This window comes from Streptomyces sp. NPDC007025 (genome assembly GCF_042869455.1).
Taxonomy (GTDB): Bacteria; Actinomycetota; Actinomycetes; order Streptomycetales; family Streptomycetaceae; genus Streptomyces.
The window spans coordinates 142341-161268 of record NZ_JBIAFT010000004.1 but is presented as its reverse complement, the minus strand read 5'-3'; the positions used below and the strand labels follow the sequence as shown (position 1 = coordinate 161268).

15 protein-coding genes are annotated in these 18928 nt (G+C 74.8%); 10 read left to right on the top strand and 5 right to left on the bottom strand.

Features of this window, described 5'->3' with window-relative positions:
- Positions 1 to 137 precede the first annotated feature (137 nt).
- The 3 genes from ACFYMO_RS09465 to ACFYMO_RS09455 are packed head-to-tail and all read left to right on the top strand — an operon-like array spanning position 138 to position 4914.
- Positions 138 to 1247 (top strand): PqqD family peptide modification chaperone, encoded by a 1110-nt coding sequence (locus ACFYMO_RS09465; RefSeq protein WP_366769832.1) that lies wholly within the window; start codon positions 138 to 140, stop codon positions 1245 to 1247.
- The gene (locus tag ACFYMO_RS09460) at positions 1244 to 3934 is read left to right on the top strand and encodes a hypothetical protein (RefSeq protein ID WP_388545362.1); all 2691 of its coding nucleotides are present in this window, start codon (positions 1244 to 1246) and stop codon (positions 3932 to 3934) included. Before ACFYMO_RS09465 ends, ACFYMO_RS09460 begins: the two co-directional genes overlap by 4 nt.
- A complete protein-coding gene (locus ACFYMO_RS09455; RefSeq protein WP_366769834.1) occupies positions 3931 to 4914 on the top strand; it encodes a lantibiotic dehydratase C-terminal domain-containing protein in 984 nt (327 codons plus the stop codon). Before ACFYMO_RS09460 ends, ACFYMO_RS09455 begins: the two co-directional genes overlap by 4 nt.
- 164 nt (positions 4915 to 5078) lie before the next feature.
- Here the strand turns inward: ACFYMO_RS09455 and ACFYMO_RS09450 are convergent, their stop codons facing one another.
- Positions 5079 to 5555 (bottom strand): DUF2267 domain-containing protein, encoded by a 477-nt coding sequence (locus ACFYMO_RS09450; RefSeq protein ID WP_366769835.1) that lies wholly within the window; start codon positions 5553 to 5555, stop codon positions 5079 to 5081.
- Between the two features lie 754 nt (positions 5556 to 6309).
- Here ACFYMO_RS09450 and ACFYMO_RS09445 point away from each other — a divergent pair.
- The gene (locus ACFYMO_RS09445) at positions 6310 to 7080 is read left to right on the top strand and encodes a type III effector protein (protein WP_366769836.1); all 771 of its coding nucleotides are present in this window, start codon (positions 6310 to 6312) and stop codon (positions 7078 to 7080) included.
- A 340-nt stretch (positions 7081 to 7420) separates the two neighbouring features.
- Positions 7421 to 8011 (top strand): universal stress protein, encoded by a 591-nt coding sequence (locus ACFYMO_RS09440; protein ID WP_366769837.1) that lies wholly within the window; start codon positions 7421 to 7423, stop codon positions 8009 to 8011.
- 103 nt (positions 8012 to 8114) lie between these two features.
- On the opposite strand, the gene ACFYMO_RS09435 is transcribed toward ACFYMO_RS09440, so the two are convergent.
- The 3 genes from ACFYMO_RS09435 to ACFYMO_RS09425 form a co-directional block, all read right to left on the bottom strand.
- The gene (locus ACFYMO_RS09435; protein ID WP_388545359.1) at positions 8115 to 8678 is read right to left on the bottom strand and encodes a DJ-1/PfpI/YhbO family deglycase/protease; all 564 of its coding nucleotides are present in this window, start codon (positions 8676 to 8678) and stop codon (positions 8115 to 8117) included.
- Between the two features lie 193 nt (positions 8679 to 8871).
- The gene (locus ACFYMO_RS09430) at positions 8872 to 9567 is read right to left on the bottom strand and encodes an HAD-IIIA family hydrolase (protein ID WP_366769839.1); all 696 of its coding nucleotides are present in this window, start codon (positions 9565 to 9567) and stop codon (positions 8872 to 8874) included.
- Between the two features lie 250 nt (positions 9568 to 9817).
- Positions 9818 to 10600 (bottom strand): SUMF1/EgtB/PvdO family nonheme iron enzyme, encoded by a 783-nt coding sequence (locus tag ACFYMO_RS09425; RefSeq protein ID WP_366769840.1) that lies wholly within the window; start codon positions 10598 to 10600, stop codon positions 9818 to 9820.
- Between the two features lie 123 nt (positions 10601 to 10723).
- On the opposite strand from ACFYMO_RS09425, the gene ACFYMO_RS09420 reads away from it, so the two are divergent.
- The 3 genes from ACFYMO_RS09420 to ACFYMO_RS09410 all read left to right on the top strand — a co-directional run bounded on the left by ACFYMO_RS09420 (position 10724) and on the right by ACFYMO_RS09410 (position 14718).
- Complete coding sequence (locus tag ACFYMO_RS09420) at positions 10724 to 11923, top strand: pyridoxal-phosphate dependent enzyme (RefSeq protein WP_366769841.1); 1200 nt, start codon at positions 10724 to 10726, stop codon at positions 11921 to 11923.
- Entirely contained in the window at positions 11920 to 12549 is a 630-nt protein-coding gene (locus ACFYMO_RS09415) for a PAS domain-containing protein (RefSeq protein WP_366769842.1), read from the top strand. The genes ACFYMO_RS09420 and ACFYMO_RS09415 overlap by 4 nt, the downstream gene beginning before the upstream one ends.
- Positions 12550 to 13056: 507 nt before the next feature.
- Positions 13057 to 14718, top strand: a complete 1662-nt coding sequence (locus ACFYMO_RS09410; RefSeq protein WP_366769843.1) for a BCCT family transporter — start codon at positions 13057 to 13059, stop codon at positions 14716 to 14718.
- Between the two features lie 167 nt (positions 14719 to 14885).
- Here ACFYMO_RS09410 and ACFYMO_RS09405 read toward each other — a convergent pair whose 3' ends face one another.
- On the bottom strand, positions 14886 to 15596 hold the full coding sequence (locus ACFYMO_RS09405) for a DUF4232 domain-containing protein (protein WP_366769844.1): 711 nt from the start codon (positions 15594 to 15596) through the stop codon (positions 14886 to 14888).
- Positions 15597 to 15898: 302 nt separating this feature from the next.
- Here ACFYMO_RS09405 and ACFYMO_RS09400 point away from each other — a divergent pair, with 302 nt between their 5' ends.
- Positions 15899 to 16318: a hypothetical protein gene (locus ACFYMO_RS09400; RefSeq protein WP_366769845.1), complete on the top strand. Its 420-nt coding sequence runs from the start codon at positions 15899 to 15901 to the stop codon at positions 16316 to 16318.
- A 5-nt stretch (positions 16319 to 16323) separates the two neighbouring features.
- Positions 16324 to 18915 carry a DUF4132 domain-containing protein gene (locus ACFYMO_RS09395; RefSeq protein ID WP_366769846.1) on the top strand — a complete coding sequence of 864 codons (2592 nt, stop codon included), beginning with the start codon at positions 16324 to 16326 and terminating at the stop codon, positions 18913 to 18915.
- The last annotated feature ends 13 nt before the right edge of the window (positions 18916 to 18928 follow it).

Genomic DNA, 18928 nt, shown 5'->3' with positions numbered 1-18928 from the left:
CGGACCGCGCCGTGAGGTGAGACCCCGGTTCCGGAGCGGGCGAAGCGCCCCGGAACCGGGTGCTCGCGGACGCGACCCGCGAGCACGCTCAGGCTACGACGCGGCCCGCGCGCCGAACCGCCACCAGGGAGTTGTGCATGGAGACCCTCACCCGACCCAAGCTCCGCGAGGGCCTGGAAGTCATCCGCGGGATGGACGACCACCCGCTGCTGTACGACGCGTCCTCCGGCATCTACCACCGGCTCAGCCGCTCGGCCGCCGGCCTCGTCCAGCGCCTCGACGGCTCGCGGTCGCTGGAGGACATCGCCACCATGATGGCGGCCCACGGCACCAAGACCCCCGAGGCGGCCCGCACCGAACTGGACCGCTTCGTCCGGAACCTCTACGACAGCGGTCTGCTGGACGGCGCCCCCACCCCGCAGCGGGCCCGCGACACCGGGCGGCGCGGCAAGCGCAACCAGATGATGCCGCGCTTCGTGGTCAGCCGCACGCTGCTGCCCCGGCTGCTGGAGCCGCTCGCGGTACCGCTGCGCCGCGTACCCGGCCGTGTCACGGCGGGCGTGCACCTGGCCGGCGGGATGCTGGGCACCGTACTCGCCGCCTGGGCGCTGTTCGCCGGGCCGTCCCCCGACCCGCGCCCGGCGCACTGGACGACACTCCTCGCGCTGGTGCTCTTCCTCTGCCAGATCGTGCTCCACGAGTGCGCGCACGCGATGGTCGCGCAGATCCTGAAAGTGCCCGTGCGAGGCTTCGGCTTCGCGCTGCTCTTCTACTTCATGCCGCTCGCCTACGTGGACCGCACCGACGCCTACCGGCTGCGCTCCCGCACCAGCAGGGCCGTGCTCGCCCTGGCCGGCCCCGTCAACGACGGCTGGGTCGCCGGGCTCACCGCGCTGGTGGCCGTCACGGCCGACGGCACGGCGGCGTCCGTGGCGGCCACCATGCTGGTCTTCCAGATCCTCAGCGTCCTCACCAACCTCAACCCCCTGCTGCCCAGCGACGGCTACGCCGCACTGGAGGCCGGCCTGGGCACCGTCGACGCCCGCGGCCGCGCCTTCGGACTGCTCAAACACACCCTGCTGCACCGCCCGCTGCCCTCCCACCTGGCCGCCATGACGCCCACGGCCCGCCGGCTGCACCTGGCATACGGCGCGCTGTGCACGCTGTACGTGCTGGTGCTGGCGTACGTCGCGGTGCTGGGCACGGTGTTCTCCTGGGGCAGTGTCCAGGGAGTGTGGGGCCGGTGACCACGCCCCGGATCCGGCCCGAGCCGGGCCGCCCCGAACTCACCCGCGTCGCCGGACTGCCCGCCGCGTACTGCCCGCTGCCGTCCGAGCGCACCGCCGAACTCCTGGACCGGCACGCCGAGCTGAGCGGCGCGCTGGAGGAGCTGCGGCCCCGGGTCGAAGACGTCCTCTACACCCTCGTCCCCCTCCTCGACGACGCCCGCGACCTGCGCCGCGCCGTACTGGCCGCACGCCGCGCCGCACACCGCGCCGCCCCGCCGGGCTGGGACGGGCCGACCACTGCGCGGATCGCCGAGTACGCGGACGAGGCGGCACGCGGCGCGCTGCGCCGCTGGCAGGAGTTGACCGCCGCCGCGCAGGCGGTGGCCGGGGAACTGGACAAGGAGGTCGCCCGCGACCGCGCCGCTGCCGAGGACACCCTGGCAGCCGCCCTGGAGGAACCGTCGTTCGCGCACTCCCTGGCGCTGGCCACCCCCGACTGGGTGCGCTACGGCAGAGCCCGCGGCAACCGCAAGCGGCAGCGCGCCCTGCGGACGCTGTACTCCTACACCGTCCGCGCCGCCGCCAAGACCAGCCCCTTCGCCCGGCTGACGACGGTCGGCGTCCCCGGCGGCGCCCACGACGGCCGCGCCGTGCAGCAGGTGTCCGCCACGGTCGTCCTCACCGCCCTGTACGCGCTGGCCCGCTCGCCCCGCACCGCGCAGCTGCTGCGCTACCGTCCGGCCCCCGTCCGCCCGGCCGACCCCACGGCGGAGGCGTCCGACGATCCCGCGCTGCTGATGCTCCACCCCGAGTACGTGGCCACCGGCGGGGTCACCTGGCGGCTGGACCAGGTGGTCGAGGCGGGCCCGGCGGCGGACTGGGCCCGGGCGCTGACGGCCGCCCGCACTCCGGACCAGAGCATGTCGGCCGGTGGCGACAGCATCCCGGAGCATGCCGACGGCACCGTGGAGTACGCCGACGCGCTGCGCGCCCTCGGCGGGCCGGACCCCTTCCGGCGCTTCCTGCGGATGCTCGACAGCGGCGTCCTGGCGCCCGTCCCCCCGTGGCGGCGCGGCGAGGACGCACTGGACGCCCTGCTGGCGCTCACCCGGCAGCTGCCCGACGCGGACTCGGCCGGCCCCGCGAAGGCGCTGGCCGCCGGGGACGTGGCGGACGGGACCGGCGCGGCGGACGGGACCGATGCGGCGGACGGGACCGGCGCGGCGGACGGGACCGAAGCGGCGGACGGGCTCGCGGTCGTGCACGGGTTGCGGGCCCTGGCCGCCGAACGGGAGCGGTTGGCCGAACCCGTCCGGCCGGGTCCCGAGGCCCCCCGGCGACGGGCCGGAGCCGTGGCGCGGGTGCGCGAGCTGGGCCGGGAGTGGGCCGCCGCGGCGGGCTGGGACCGGTTCGAGCCGGCCGAGGTCTGGTACGAGGACGCGGCCACCGGACTGCGGCTGCCACCGGTCGTGGCGGACGAGCGCACGGCGGAGGACCTGCGCCGGCTGGGCGCCGCGATCCGCCCCCGGCTGTTCCGCTCGCACCTCTACGACACCCTGGTGCGCCGCTTCGTGGCCGCCTACGGCAGCGGCGGCAGCTGCGACGACGTCCTCGGCTTCGCCATGCGCTGCGGCGCCGAGAGCGACCGCGACCCGGAGCTGGAGCGGGCCGTGCAGCTCGACCTCGCCGTGCGCGAGGACCCGGGTGAGCGGGCCTGGCTCCCGGTCGGCCCGAGCAGCGCGCCGCCCACCGCCGCCGTGCTGTTCCAGCAGCTCCGCGGCGGCTCCGGCGGCGCCGCGGACGGCGGCCCGCGACTGGTCGTCAACCAGTTCAACCCCGGTACCGGCGGCCTGCTCACCCGCTTCACACAACTGCTCGGTGGCGACTTCGCCGAGGCGCTCCGCGGCCATGTGCGCCGCTGCTGGCCGCATGCCGCACACCACCGCGAGCTGGTGCTGTGGACGGAGTGCAGCACCGCGCAGGCCCAGTCCTGCGGGCTGCTGCCCCCGCTCACCCTGCCCGGGGAACTCGGCGCCGCCGACGCGCTTCCGCTGGACGCCACCCGCCTGGTGCACGATCCGCGGCAGGACACCCTCACCCTGCTGGCGCCGGACGGGTTGCCGCTGGCGGCCGCCTACACCGGTCTGGTGCCCACCCATCTGTTCCCCAAGTTCGCCCGCTTCCTGGCCGTGCTGTCCGACCCGTGGATCAACGGCTCGCCGCTGTCCGACCACCGGATGCCCTTCCAACTGCCGCGCGATCCGGAGCAGGTGTGCGCACAGGACAGGCAGACGCTGGACGGTGCGGGCACGGTGGTGACGCGACGGGCCTCCTGGACCGTGCCGGTGCACCGGCTCCCGCTGCCGTCCCCGGACGCGGGATGCGACGCGTCGGGGGTCGCCGCGATGGACGCCTTCCGCCGCGCGCACCGGGTGCCGCGCGAGGTGTTCGCCTACCTGCTGCCCGCGAACGGCGGCGGGTTCGGCCCCGACCACGACCGCAAGCCGCTGTGGGTCCGGCTGGACTCGGCCGTCTCGCTGGAGGTCCTGGCGCACTGGATCACCCCGGGCACCGGCCATCTGCGGCTGGTCGAGGCACTGCCCGCACACGACGAGCATCCGCTGCGCGACGCGGACGGGCACCGGCGCGCGGCCGAGCACGCGGCCCTGCTGCACTGGGCCGGCACCGGTGAGGAGGAGGGATGACCAGCACCGCTGTCCGCCCAGGGGAGGCGGCACACGGGGGCGCAGAGGCCGAGGGCGGTGGCGCGGGCGCGAACCTCGCGCAGCCCGCGTCAGCGGGTGCCGGAGCCGCGTCCGAGGGCGCCGGTGGCGCCTGGGACTGGTGGTATCTGCGGGCCTATCCCGGAGGCCCCGCGCGGATGGACGCCGCCGTCCGTGCGGTGCTGCCCTGGCTGGCGGCCCGTGCCGCCGAACTGCGGGTCCCGGACTGGCACTTCCTGCGCTACTGGGACGCAACCGGCCACCACCTGCGGCTGCGCATCCGCTGCACGCCCGAGCAGGCCGACACGCTGCACAGCCGCACCCCCGAAGTGCGGGCGCTGCTGGCCGCGCTGCCGGAAACGGAGCACCCGGACGGCGGCGGACTGCTGCCCGCCGAACCCACCATGGCACCCCGGCACCAGCCCGTCGGCGCGAGCCCCGCCCCCTACGCGCCCGAACGCGCCAAGTACGGCGGAACGGCGGGTGTCGCCGCGGCCGAGGAAGTCTTCACCGACTGCTGCGCGCTGCTCGCCGAGACGGAGCTGGTGGCGCTGCCGACCACCTTCGAGCGGGCCGCCGCCGCCGTCGAACTCACCGGCACGCTGGTGGCCGGCTGTCTGGCACCGGAGGAGCGGGACGCGTTCTGGACCGCGCACCGGCGCCGGTGGCTGGCCCGGCTGCGGCTGGTGCTCCCGGCGGACGAGACCCGTGAGCGGCTGCGCGCCCTGGCCTCGCAGGTGGGGGACGCGCCCCGGCCGGGCGAGACCGTCCGCCGCCGGTGCGCGGCACACGCGGCGCTGGTGTCCGCGGCGCTGGACCGCTGCGCGGCGGCCCGCGTCCCCGTACCCCGGGCCGAACTGCTGCTGCACCACGTCCATATGACGTACAACCGGCTGGGCTTCCCGCCCGCCGAGGAGGCGGCACTGGTGCTGGCCGCCCGCGTGCTGACGGCCGGACGCTGACGGCGGCGCCGGTGCGCACCGTGGGCGCCGGTGCCGAGGACGGGCGCCGGAGCGGGGGCGTTGCGGCGCCCGCCCCGGAACCTGCCCCGGCCTGCCGTCAGATGCGGGCGGGTCCGCCCCGGTGCGGGCCCGTGGTTCCTCCGTCCCGGCGCCGGCGACGACGGTCAGGCGGCGCGCGGTGCGGGCGTGGGCTGGGAGGGGGCGGGGCGGGTGAGTTCGGCGCGGCCGAAGAGCAGCGCGTACCCGGCGGGGAGCCGGTCCAGGATGCGGGCGACCAGGTCCTCCCCGGCGAGCCTGGCCACCAGTTCGAGTACCGTGCCGGTGTCCCAGCGTGCTGTGGCAGGGGTGCCGCCGGTGCGGGAGGCGAGGTCGGCGACGAACTCCCAGCCGGTGAACTGCTCGGGCTCGCGGGCCGCAGAGGTCAGGAAGCGCGCGGCCTCTTCCGGGAGCACGTCGGCGAGTTCGGTGCGCTCCTCCTCTGGCAGGCGCCGGCCGAGGGAGGTCAGGACGGCGTGGATCACCGCGTCGGCCCGTTCGCGGGTGGGGTAGGCGCCGTCGTAGCGCACCTGCTCGACGAGCCGGTGGTACGTCATGGCCGCTGTGACGGGGGCGTCCTGGGGCTTGATCTGCGTCAGTGACACGTCTCGGTCTCCGGTTGTGTTGAGGCGGCGCGCGTCCCGGGCCCGGTCCCGGTGGCGTTTCCGGGGAGCGGGCCGACGGGCTTCTCGTACGCCGGACGGGCGGATCGGCCGCGGGAGGGGAAGCGCTCTTCCTCTCCCGCGGGCCGCCGCCGTGCTCGGCGCCGCGCCGTCGCGAGAACTCAGTGGACTCGGTAGCTGATCCGCGTGCGTCCGGCTTCGTCGCCGGCGGTGCTGTGGACGGCCTCGGCGGGTGCGGGCCGCCGGAGGCCAGGTGCGTCCGCCGCGTGAGCGGCGTGGACGCCTCGGGTGGTGGCCGGCCGCGTGCCGGGGACGTCCGGTGGCCGCCCGCTGCGCCGGGCGCGCAGAGTGTCGGCGGCCGCGCGGCGGGGTTCCGCCGGGCCGGCGGGGGTGTTGCGTCCGGCTTCGGTGGCGAACGCGTCCGGGGCGTCCCCCGGCGGGTGGAGCGCGGGTACGTCGCCCGCTCGACGAAGCGCGGCGCCGCACCGGCGCGCGTCCGCCGGACTCGCGGACGGCCGGGGCCGATTGCCGCTCGCGCCTGTGAACTGCGGCGTGCGGCGGTCGGGCTCGTGGCACGGATCGGTGCGCATCACTGTTACGAACACCTCCGATGAGCCTGGGCAGTTTCTCCGTGTTCCGCCTATGCGCTGCACCTCGTTCTCCTTGTATCATGTCGTCAGAATGATGACAAGTGCGGTTGTCGCCCTGTGGACGACGTGCGAGGGGGAGGATCCCCGTGCCCACACCTGAAGAACAGCCGGTGCCGACACAGTCGGTACCGACCGCCGGGAGCGGTCCCGCACCCGTCTCCTTCCCCGCCGCCGCGACGGCGCTGCACCGGATCCAGGACGCGGTGCGCAGCGCGCAGACGGCCTCCGCCGGCCACCGCGCGCCCCCCGGTCCGCCCCCCGCCCTCCCGTCGGCCGACTGCCAGCAGGCGCTGGCCGCGCTGCTGACGCTCCGGCAGGTGCGCGACCAACTCGCCGGCTGGGAGACCGCGCTGATCGAGACCGCCCGCACGGCAGGGGCGAGCTGGGCCGAACTGGCCGCGCCGCTCGGCGTCGCCAGCAGGCAGGCGGCCGAACGCCGCTACCTGCGGGGCCGTCCCGGAGTCCCCGGCGCCACCGGCGAACAGCGGGTGCGCGCCACCCGGGAACGCCGGGCGGCCGACCGCACGATGGCGTCCTGGGCCCGGGGCCGCGCCTTCGACCTGCGCCAGCTCGCCGGCCGGATCAGCGCGCTGCCCGACCTCCCCGCCGCATCCCGCACGCCGCTCGCCGGGGCGCTCGCCGACAGCGACGCGGCGCGGCTGGTCGGCCCGCTGCTGGACAGCCGTCCGCACCTGGCCGGACACCCCGAACTCGCGGAGTGCGTCGACGCGCTCGCGCACGACGCCGGGCGGCTCCGCCGGGACGCCGACTCCCGGCGGGCGGACGCCCCGGCGGGCGGCCGGGCAGGTGCCCGCCCGCACTCGCACCCGGAGGAGCCCGCCGGCCACACGGCCTGACGGCACGCGTAGCGGGCGACCGAAGGTCGCGCCCGTGCTCGGCAGGTGGCCGCCGGCACGGGGCCGGACGGCCGCCTGCCGGCGCCTCGCGGGGCGCGGGGCGTGCGTCCCGCGTCCCCGGACGCCGAAACGGCGGGACGGCCGGCCCGTGCGGCGGACGGACCCGGCGGCGCGCACGGATCCGCCGCGGCGCCACCGTGCACGGCATTCGCAGGCCAGTTTCACCGTATTGGCCCTTTCGTATCAGTCCAATCAGGACCAGACTCCGCTGTGCAGTGATTGTTGGACGTGCTGCGACGGCGAAGAGATCGGACGGGACGACACGCAGGAGGGGTGAGTGATGAGTGGCGGATCCGGCGCGGCCGGACGGAGCGGAGCGACGGCGGGGAGGGGCGGCGGTGGCGCGGCCGGACCGGGCCGGCTGGTCGTCGGGGTGAGCGGTTCGCTCGCGAGTCTGGCGGCGCTGCGCGCCGCCGCGCGGGAGGCGGCCGACACCGGCCGCCCGCTGCTGGCGGTACTGGCCTGGGAGCCGCCGCGCGGCGAAGCCGGGTACGTGCTGCGGCCGGACCGGATCTGGGCCGAGAACTGGCGCCGGGAGGCCCGCGCGCGGCTGGACCGCGCCTTCGAGGAGGCGTTCGGCGGTGACCCTCCGGAGGTGGCCGACGTCGAGCGGCGGCTGGTGCGCGGCCGGCCCTGGCGCGCCCTGTGCGCGACGGCCGACCGTCCGGACGACCGCCTGGTCATCGGGGTGCGTGGCGCGCGCTGGGGGCTGTTCGGGCGCGGCGGTACGGCCCGCCGCGTCCTCACCCGCGCCCGCTGCCCCGTGCTCACGGTGCCCGCACCGCGCTTCCCGGTCCTCCTCCGCACCCGGTTGCGGCACGCGAGAGCGGTCCACTTCCTGCCAGGGGGATCCGGCCGGGCAGCCGTCTGACGCCGGGGCTGTCGAGCTGCCGAGCCCGGAGCGGCGGGCCGTCGTCCGTGCGGCCGGCCGGCCGCACGCACGGTGCCCGGGGGCGGCCGGCCGGTGCGGAAGGTCAGGCGAACTGGGGGGTTCTGGCCCTGGCCAGCTGTGCGACGAGAGCCGTGCAGAAGGCCGGCAGATCGTCGGGTCCGCGGGTGGTGACGAGATTCCCGTCGATCACGACCTCCTCCTCGACGACCTCGGCGCCCGCGTTGCGCAGATCCGTGCGGATGCTGGGCCAGGAGGTCAGGCGCCGGCCGCGGACCACCTCCGCCTCCACCAGCGTCAGCGGACCGTGGCAGATGGCCGCGACGGGTTTGCCGGCGCGCATGAACTCCCGGGCGAAGCCGACCGCGTCGGGATCGGTGCGGAGCTGGTCGGGGTTCATCGCGCCACCGGGCAGCAGCAGCGCGTCGTAGTCGTCGGCGGACGCGTCGGCGGCCGTCCGGTCCACCGTGAGGGTGCCGGCCGGGTCGATGTCCATCTGGCGGGCGTTGATCTCCCCGGTGTGCAGCGCGATCACCTCGGTCCGCGCCCCGGCCCCGTGCAGCGCGCCGCGCGGCTGCTCCAGTTCGATCCGCTCCACGCCGTCGGTGGCGAGCAGGGCCACCCGTGTGCCGTTCAGTTCGGCCGTCATGATGCGGCTCCCTTCGGAGTTCCGGGGATTTCCGCTCGTAGCGCGGCGAACCCGCGTGCGGTCCCGACACAGCCTCCTTAGTAAGCCTCTCATGCCTACAAAAGCTCTCAAAACGGTCAGATGCTGTTGTGATCGTCGGATGATGCGCCCCGGCGACGATCCGTGCCGTACCCGACTCTGGCCTCCGGTCCGGTCAGCGTCCCGCCGGGGCGCCGACCAGGGCCCGGACCGCGGCATCCAGACGCGCGGCCGTGCGGGGCGGAGCCCCGGACCGGCCGACGTGCCCGGCCCGCACGAGCACTCCGGTGGCACCCGCCCGATGTGCGGCACCCAGATCGGCGGTGCGCCCTCCGACCACCGCGGTCTCCGCCGGGGGCACGCCCAGCACCCGGCACGCGGCGAAGACCAGACCGGGTTCCGGCTTCCGGCACGCGCAGCCGTCCTGCGGCCGGTGCGGGCACACGGCGGTCACCGTGAGCGGCCCCAGCAGCGCCTCCATCCGCGCATGCAGCGCGTCGAGCTGTTCCAGTCGCAGGGCTCCGTGTCCGATGCCGGGCTGATTGCTCACCACCCCCGCGTGGACTCCGGCGGTGCGCAGCGCCTCCAGCGCCTCGCGAGCCGAGGCCAGCGGGCGGATCCGGCCGGGATCGGTGTTGTGCGGCACCTCCTCGACGAGGGTGCCGTCCCGGCCGAAGAGCACGGCCCGGGGCTGCCCGCACCCCGGCACGGCCCGGCACCGGCCCGAACTCGTGTGGGGGAGCCGCACCAGCGGCTCCTCGGGTCCGTCCTGGTACCAGGACGCGGTCAGCGTGCGCAGGACGACCGCCGCCGGACGGGCGCCCCCGGCCCTCGCGGGTGCCGCCCTGCGCGCGGACGCCGGGCCGCTCATGCGGGACCGCGCCCGCCCGCGCCCCGGCACGCGCGCGGTGCCGGCCACCTCCGCGGGCCGGGGCGGACCGGCCCGTCCGGACGGGGGTGCCGCAGGCGGGATGCCGACGCTGTGGGCGCATTCATGGACACTCCCTGCGGTCACGGACGCCGTGTGCCGTCGCACGGGCATCGCGGGCGGTGGGATGCGGAGGTGCACGAGGCTGAGGGACGCGGAGAGGCGCTGAGGGTCCGAGGGGGCTTCGCTGTCCTCAGCCTGCGGGTGCCCGCCGGGTGCCGCAACCGCCGACGGCCCCGTCGCCTCCCGCGGCGCAGCCCCGGGCGACCCGGAAGCCCACGTCGTCCACCCGGAAGGACGGATGGCTGCGGCGCCGCACCGCGGCCCGGCAGCTCCAGTGCTCGTCGAACCAGCCGCCGCCCCGCAGCACCCGGTAGCCGCCGTACACCTCGGGGTCGTACAGGTCCCAGCACCAGTCCCAGACGTTGCCGAGCATGTCGTACAGGCCCCACGCGTTGGGAAGCCTGCCTCCCACCTCGTGGAGGCGCTCCTGCGAGGTGCCGCGGTACCAGGCGATCTCGTCCAGCGGCCCGTAGCGCGGTCCGGAGGTCCCGGCGCGGCAGGCGTGTTCCCATTCGGCCTCGGTCGGCAGCCGGTACCCGTCGGCGTCGCGGTCCCACTCGACGCCGGAGCCGTCGTCGTCCGTGCGGTGCCCGCCCTCGTCCCCGCGGTGCCCGGCGATGCCGTTCGGGGCGCCCCGCAGCCGGTAGGCGGGGGTGCGGCCCTCCTGGCGCGAGAGGGCGTTGCAGAACCGTACGGCGTCCCACCAGTTCACGCCCTCGACGGGCAGCCGGTCCCCGTGTGCGGTACTCGGCCGCTCGCCGGTGATCCGTGCGTACAGCTCCTGGGTGACCGGGTGCGCGGCCAGCCGGTACGGCGCGAGGTCGACCGACCAGCTCCGCCGCGTCCGCCGGTCGGACAGGGTGACCCGCCCCGGGGGTATCGCCACCAGTTCGACCTGCGTATCCGCTTCCATGATCGGGTGACCCTACCGGTTGGCCGGGCCTGGCGCTGCCTGGACGAAGCGTCTAATTTTAGATGCTGCGTCCAATCCTTGGGCGTGCGGTCCCTCGGAACCTCCGGCAAGGGAGCAGTTCTCATGTCCACCTCCTCCCAGGACGCCCCCCAAGCACCCCCGGCAGCCCCGGCGCGCCACCTGCGCGATCCGCGCTCCGGCCGCCGTTACCCGCTGGACCCGTTGCGCTGGCGGGGGGACGACGGCACACCGCTGCTGGTCTCGCCGGCGCGCGCGCCGGGGCCGGCCGACATCGTGACGGCCGACCGGTCGCTGTGGCGCTACCGGGCCGCGCTGCCCCCGCTGCCCCCGGTCAGCCTGGGCGAAGGGTGCACTCCGCTGCTGGCACGCACCTGGGGCGGCGTCGAGGTCGGCTTCAAACTGGAGTGGTTCAACCCGAGCGGCAGCTTCAAGGACCGCGGCAGCAGCGTGATGATCTCCGCGCTGGCCGCGCAGGGGGTCGACCAGGTTCTCGAGGACAGCTCCGGCAACGGCGGCTCCTCGGTCGCCGCGTACTGCGCCGCCGCCGGCGTCGGCGCCACCATCCTCGTCCCCGCGCACACCTCACCCGCCAAGACGCTGCAGGCCACCGCCTACGGGGCCCGGGTGACCCCGGTGGACGGCGACCGGGACGCGACAGCCGCGGCGGCGCTGCGCCGGGCCGAGCAGACCGTCTACGCGAGCCACAACTGGCACCCGTACTTCCTCGAGGGCACCAAGACGCTGGCCTACGAGATCTGGGAGGACCTGGGCTTTCGCGCCCCGGACGCCGTGGTCACCGTCGCCGGCGCGGGCAGCACCGTACTGGGCTGCGATCTGGGGTTCGGCGAACTCCTCGCCGCAGGGCGGATCGCCGCCCTGCCCCGGCTCCTGGTGGCTCAGCCGGCCAACTGCGCGCCGCTGCACGCCGCGTTCCACGCCGGGGCCGACGTCGGGACCCGGGGGGCCGGACAGGGTGCCCCCGCGTCCGGGCGGTGGCGTCCGACGCTGGCCGAGGGGACGGCCATCAAGGAGCCCGTCCGGCTCCCCGAAGTGCTGGCCGCCGTCCGCCGCTCGGGCGGTACCACGGCCGCCGTCCCGGAGGAGGACATCGCCTCGGCCCTGCGCCGCCTCGCGGCCACCGGCCTCTACGCGGAGCCCACCAGCGCCACCGCCGCGGCCGCCGTCGATCTCTTCGCGGCGCGCGGCGAACTGCCGCCGGGCGGCACCACGGTCGTCATCCTCACCGGCTCGGCCCTCAAGGCGCCGACGGCGACGGCGCAGATCATCGAGGAGGCACCGTGAGCGACGCCGAGGACGAACTGCTGCTGCGCGAGGCGGAGAAGATCGTCACCGCCGTCGGGCGGATGTTCCCCGGCCTGTGCGAAGCCGTGCTGCACGACCTGCGCGACCCCGACCACGCGGTGCGCGCCGTGGAGAACAACCTCTCCGGCCGCCGGATCGGCGACCCGGCCACCGAACTGGGCCTGGCCCGGATCGCGGACCCCGACCACCCCGAGGTCCTGCAGAACTACCCCAACCGGTTCCCCGACGGCCGCCCCGCCAAGAGCACCTCGGTCGGCATCCGGAACAGCGAGGGCGGCTATGTCGCCGCTGTCTGCCTCAACCTGGACGTCTCGCTGCTCTCCACCCTCACCCGCGGCCTGGAGCAGTTGCTGCACACGGAGGACCACCGGCCGCCTGTCACCGAGACCCTGCGCGCCCGCACCCTGGACGAACTGCGCGGTGTCGCGGAGTCCTTCGCCGCCGCCCGCGGCACCACCCCGCGCGCCCTGGCCGCCGCCGACCGCGCCGCCCTCGTACAGGCCGTACAGGAGCAGGGCTACCTCGAACTCAAGGGCGCGGTGCCGGCCCTGACGGGCCTTCTCGGGGTCTCCAGGGCCACGGTCTACAACGACCTGCGCCGCTGAGGCGGCACCGGACACAGCGACCGCACCGCGTCGGCCGCCGCCCCGGATCGGCGAGGAGATCCGAGCTTCTCCCCGCACTGCCGGCCGAACGGCACCGGCGGCCGGCGAACCCGGCCGCCGGTGCCGTTCGGCTCCGCACCCGGCGGCCGGCGGCCCGTCGGCCGTTCGTACTTCTCCTCTTTGCTCATGTGTGCGGATCGCCCAGATGCCGTGCACGCGCGACCGCGCCGACAGTGCTCCGACCTCTTCGGTCCCGCACCCGAGGCTGCCGGTGACCTCCGCCCCCGCCACAGCTGTCGGGAAGTCAACACCGCTCCCGCACAGGGCAGTTACACACATGATCACGAATGTGCAACAGAAGGGTCCAGGGGGTGCGGTGCTTGATCGGGAGTGCCACCATCAACGCTCAACGCGGCCGGGGCGATCATTGGCGAACGCACATCTTCTGGCATCAGCCCGGCCCGGCGCGCTTCAGTGCACTCCCTCCCCGTCTGTTGGGACAACTCCATGCTGGACAAGCTGCAACGCAGGCTGGGTCTGCGGACCGACGCGGTCATCTTCTTCACCTCGGCGGCGCTGACGGTCCTGTTCGTCGCCACCACCATCACGCTGACCGACCAGGTCGACAGCGTCTTCACCGCGGCCTCGGACTGGATCCTCACGAACCTCGGATGGTTCTACATCCTGGGCGTCACCACGTTCGTGCTCTTCCTGATCTGGATCGCGCTCAGCCGCTACGGGCACGTGCGACTGGGCGGGCAGCACGCGCGCCCCGACTACAGCAACGGCGCGTGGTTCGCGATGCTCTTCGCGGCGGGGATCGGCACCATCCTGATGTTCTGGGGGGTCGCCGAACCGATCAGCCACTTCGCCGACCCGCCCGAACAGGGCGTCAAGCCGGAGTCGAACTCGGCGGCCGAACGGGCGATGGCGTTCGCCCTCTACCACTTCGGCCTGCACACCTGGGCCATCTTCTGCCTCCCGGCGCTGGCCTTCGCCTACTTCGTCTACCAGCGCGGCCTGCCCTTCCGGGTGAGCTCTATCCTGCACCCGCTGCTCGGCGACCGGATCAGCGGCCCGATCGGCAAGACCGTCGACGTCACGGCCGTCGTGGGCACCCTCTTCGGGGTCTCGGTCTCCATCGGCCTGGGCACCCTTCAGATCAACAGCGGTCTGAACGAACTCTTCGGCGTTCCGGAGAACAAACTGGTCCAGGTCCTGCTGATCGCGGGCGTGACGGCGATCGCGACGGCATCCGTGGTCAGCGGCCTGGACAAGGGCATCAAGATGCTGTCCAACGTCAACATCCTGATGGCCGTCGGCCTGCTGGTCTTCGTTCTCGTCGCCGGGCCGACGCTCTTCATGGCCAAGGGCATCGTCGAATCGACCGGCACCTACCTCAGCTCGGTGGTGCCGCTGTCGTTCTGGAACGACACCTTCGCCGACACCGGCTGGCAGGGGAGCTGGACGGTCTTCTACTGGGCCTGGACCATCACCTGGTCGCCGTTCGTCGGCATCTTCGTCGCCCGCATCTCCAAGGGGCGCACGATCCGGGAGTTCGTCCTGGGCGTGCTGGGGCTGCCCACCGCCTTCACGGTGATCTGGTTCAGCATCTTCGGCATGGGCTCGTTCGACATCGAGATGAACGGCCCGGGCGGGCTGGTCAAGGCGGTCGTGGACGACGGGGACGTGCCCGGCGCGCTCTTCACGTTCCTGGACAACTACCCGGCGGCCACCTTCGTCTCGGCGCTGTCGGTGCTGATCGTGGTCATCTTCTTCACCACCTCCGCCGACTCCGCCTCCATGGTGGTCGACATGCTGTGCGAGCGGGCGGACGAGAAGAAGCGCACCCCCACCCGGCAGCGCGTCTTCTGGGCCGTCATGCAGGGCGTGGTCGGCGGCACCCTGCTCGCGGCCACCGGCAAGAGCGGGCTGGACGCCCTCCAGCAGGTCATCACCGTCATCGGGCTGCCGTTCTTCGTGATCGCCTTCCTGGTCATGTTCTGCCTGCTCCGGGCGCTGAAGGCGGACTTCCCCGAACTGGGCCGCAGCCCGTACGCCGGGAAGCCGAGGACCCCGGAGCCGGAGCCGGAGCCGGAGCCCGCCGGGGCGCCTGCGGCCGCAGCGGAGGGGCAGCCCGCCGGACCGGCCAAGGACCCGGTCGGCTGAACACCCGCCCGACACGCACGCGCGGCGCCGCCGCGCGGCCGACCTGAAGGACCGGAGGCGGGGCGGGGACGGAGCGGATGCCCGTCCCCGCCCCGCCTCCGGTCCGGGCGGGGCCGCGGTCGGCGCCGACGGAACCGCCACCGGCCGGCGGGAGCGGCCCGGCGGGGTCAGCCCACGCCGACCGGGTTGACGAAGGTGCCGGGCCGGGTGGCGCCGGACTGGTCGACCAGGGCACCGCCGTAGGGCCAGTCGAGCGTGACGTGGGTGGTCTCGTCGGGCGGGGTCAGCAGGACCTTGCTCACCTTGAAGGGCTTGGGCCCCTTCATGTCGTGCGGCAGCGGCAGGACGTTCATGGAGACCATGGCGGTGTCGTCACCCGGGTCCAGGGTGAGGGTGCTCGGCTTGTCCGAGGAACGGCGCAGATCCCAGGTGTCGCCGGAGTCGCTGACCAGACGGATGCCGGGGAAGCCGTACACGGTGCAGGTGCGTCCGCCGCTGTTGGTGAGCCGGATCGAGGCGATCTGCTGGTAGTCGGCCTCCATGTCCGGGGCGCCGCCGTGCGGACCGCCCCAGGAGTAGCGCAGTTCACCGGTGTGGCAGCGCTTGCTCTCCCGGGCCTGGGCGGAGGCGGGGTTCACCGCGTCCGTCCGCGAGCCCTTGACGGCCGTCTTCTTCACCCCGTCCCCGGCGTCCTGCGAGCCCTTCTGCGAGCCGCCGTCCTGCGTGCCGGAGGAGGAGCCGGCGGCCGAACCCGAGTGCGAAGCGGCCTTGTCCGACGATCCGGACGACGCGTCGCACGCGGTCGCTCCGGCGCCGACCGCGAGGGCGGCCAGCACGGCGGCGGCGCAGCGGACGGCGCGGTTGCTCTTGGCGGTCATGGATCCTCATTTCCGGCGCCGGGCTTTCCCCGGCGCACCCGTGGCGAGTGCGTCGTACGGGAGGTGTGATGGCCGCCGTGCGGCTCGAGTTCACGGGACTGTGTCCGGAACGTGTAACAGCCACGCGCGGTCCCGCGCTCCTGCTGCCGGTACCTATCCGAGCCCGCTGCCACGGCCCGTCGTCGTCCCGGTCAGCCGGCCCACCGGACAGCTCGGTGCCCGCGCATCCGTGCAGGTATCGCGCCCCCGCGTGCTCCTCGCCGCACGTACCGATGTCGGAGGGGAGGGCTACCGTTGCGGCCATGATCGACGTCGAGGTGCGCAGCGCGACACCGGGCCCGTCCGGCGACCCTCCGCCGACGGTGCTGGTACGGCTGGACGGTGACCGGACGACGGCCCGCGAGCTGATCCGGCGGGCGGTCGAGGAGCAGATCCGGGAGCTGCGCACCGACGCGGCCCGCAGCCGGCGCGCCCTCGACCGCCAGTACCTGTCCGAGGACGACGTCCGGACGCAGGCCGCCACCGGTGTGATCAGGATGCCGCGGCAGCCGGCCGATCCGGACGTTCCCGAGGAGGTGTCCCGGGCGCACCGGGCCTTCGCCCGGGGGACGTTCGCGGTCTTCGCCGGCGGACGGCAGGTCGCGGACCTCGACGAGGAGATCACGCCCCGGCCCGGTGAGCCGGTGGTGTTCCTGCGACTGGTCGCACTGGCGGGAGGCTGAGCACGGTGGAGCGTTCCCCCTCCGCGGACGACCTCGACATACCGGAGGACTACCGCGGCGTGGTCCGCGAGCAACGCGAGGCGCTCTGGCGGCTGGTGGACCGGGTTCGGGCAGCGGCGCGGGCCGACGACCCGAAAGGCCTGCGGGAGCTCGCCGAGGAGATCCGCTCCCGGATCGAGCAGGGCGACGACCGCGCCCTCGGCAATCTCACCCCGCACCTGGCCGACATCGTCGCCGCACTCGACGTGCTCTACGACACCGCCTTCCCCGCCGGCCGCGGCGACGACATCACCGCACTGCTGGCCGCACCGTGGCCGACGGCGCACCGCAGAGCCCTCCTCGCCGCTTTCCTCGGCTGCGACGTCCGGCACCGGCTGCGGTTGGACGAGGTGGCGGAGCGTGCCGTCGCCGCCACCGACATCCGGTTGCTGCGGGTCCTGATCCGCACCCCGCTCGGCACCCTGCGGCGGGAGACCGTCGCGCGGATCCTCGACGCCCTGTACCCGGCCGGTGCCCTGGACGCGGACCTGGTCGAACGTGCCGTCACCGACGACCCCTACCTCGGCCTCGCCCTCGCCGGCCGCTCACCCACCGGCGAGCCGACCGGCCCTTCACTCGCCTGCCTCGACGCGGTACGCACCCACGTCGACGCGCTGACATGGCGGCTCGTCTCCGCACCGGAACCGGCCGACTGGGACGCGCTGCCCAAGGGGCCGGCCCCGCGCGGACTGCGCTTCGTCCGGGCGGCCCTGGCCTGGCAGGGCGATCCCCGGGTGGCCCGCCACCTGGGCGGGGCCGAACTCACCGGCGGGGAGCGCGCCGCCCTGCTGGACCTGCTGCGGGACCGGCCGCCGGAGGAACAGCGCCGGGCGTTCGGCTGGCGGCGGCGCGCCGGGGACGCCGACGCGCTGCTCCCGCTGTTCGGCCTGGAAGGGGCCGGGCCGCTGCTGCGTCTGATCCGGGCGATGCCGGACGGCGTCACCCGCCAGAACCGGGCCGCTCTCCTCGCCGCGGTCGAGGACGCCGGGCCGGACACCGCGCGGCGCCTGCTGGAACACGAACCGAACGAACTCGTCTCCGCGGCCCTGGGCGAGAACCGGGCCCAGGTGCTCAAGCGCGTCAGACACCACTCGCTGCAAGGAATCGCCGCGTTCGGAATGCTGCCCCTCGCCGCCCACGAGACGGTACTCGACCGCTATCTGGCACTGCGCGCGTCCGCGAAGAAGGGCGCCGAGCTGGGCCCGAACCGCAGACACAGCCACGCCGCCGCGATCGCCGTCGCCCTCGACCATCTGGCCCAGGTGGCGGGCGCACCGGACGCCGACCGGCTCGAATGGGACTGCGAGGCGCGGCTCGCTGCCGAGACCACCACCGAGGCGGAAGCCGGCCCCTACCGGATCGCGTTGCGATTCGACGGAGCCGACCCAACCCTGACGGTCAGCCGGGCGGGCAGGACACTGAAGTCGGTGCCGGCCGCCGTCCGCGCCGACCCCGGCTACCACGAACTGCGCGCGCACCAGAACCGGTTGCGGGAGCAGGCCCGCCGGATGCGGACGGGGCTGGTGGAGCGGCTGGTCGCCACCGCCGGGGCGCTGGCGCCCGACGAACTGGAGCGGCTGCGCTCGCTGCCCGCCGGCGCGGCGATGCTGCCCGCGCTGCTCTGGCGGGACCGGGCAGGAACGATCGGTCTGCTGGACGAGGTCGACACCACCGGTCCCGTCACCGCAGTCCACCCGGTCGAACTGCACGAACGGCGGCTGCTGGCCCACTGGCAGCAGCAACTGGTGCGGCGCCGGCTCCGCCAGCCGGTCAAACAGGCGTTCCGCGAGCTGTATCTGCTCACCCCGGCCGAGTGCGAGGCAGGCGACGTTTCCTGGCGGTTCGCCGGTCAGACGGTCGACGGCAAGGTGGCGGGCCAACTGCTGTCCGGCCGGGGCTGGTCCACCCACGGCGAGTACGACGACCACCAGGCGACCCGCACCGTCGGTGGTGGTCTCGTCGCGGCGCTGGAGTGCGAGTTGAGCGGCTACTTCGGGATGGGCGAGGTCCGCGTGGGCGGGCTCCGCTTCCTGACCGGCGGACCTTCCGCCCCCGGCCGCCGAGGTGCCCCGGCCGGACCCGACAGCGCCGGCAGCCCGGTATCCCTGGCCGACGTACCGCCGGTGGCGTTCTCCGAGGCCATGCGGGACCTGGACCTGGTGGTGTCGGTCGCCGGCACCGAGCCGGAGACCCACGCGTCCCCGGCGCGGGCGGCGAGCCGGGCACAACTGCTCGCGGCCCTCGTCGCCGACCTGGACCTGGCCCGGGTCGCCGTCGAAGGGCACACGGCCGTCGTCCGCGGCACCCGAGCCACCTACCGGGTGCATCTGACCAGCGGCAGCATCCACGTCGAACCGGCCGGCCACCTGTGCGTCGTGCCCGCCTCCTTCGGCACCACGGCACACCGCCGGCTCTTCCTCCCGTTCGCCGACGAGGACCGGATGACGAGCATCATCCTCAGCAAAGTGCTCCTTCTCGCCGAGGACGAGCAGATCACCGACCCCTCGATCCTCACCCAGCTCGACGCCCTCACGGCCGCGGCCGGGCCCGACTCCTGACCTGGCCGGGCGC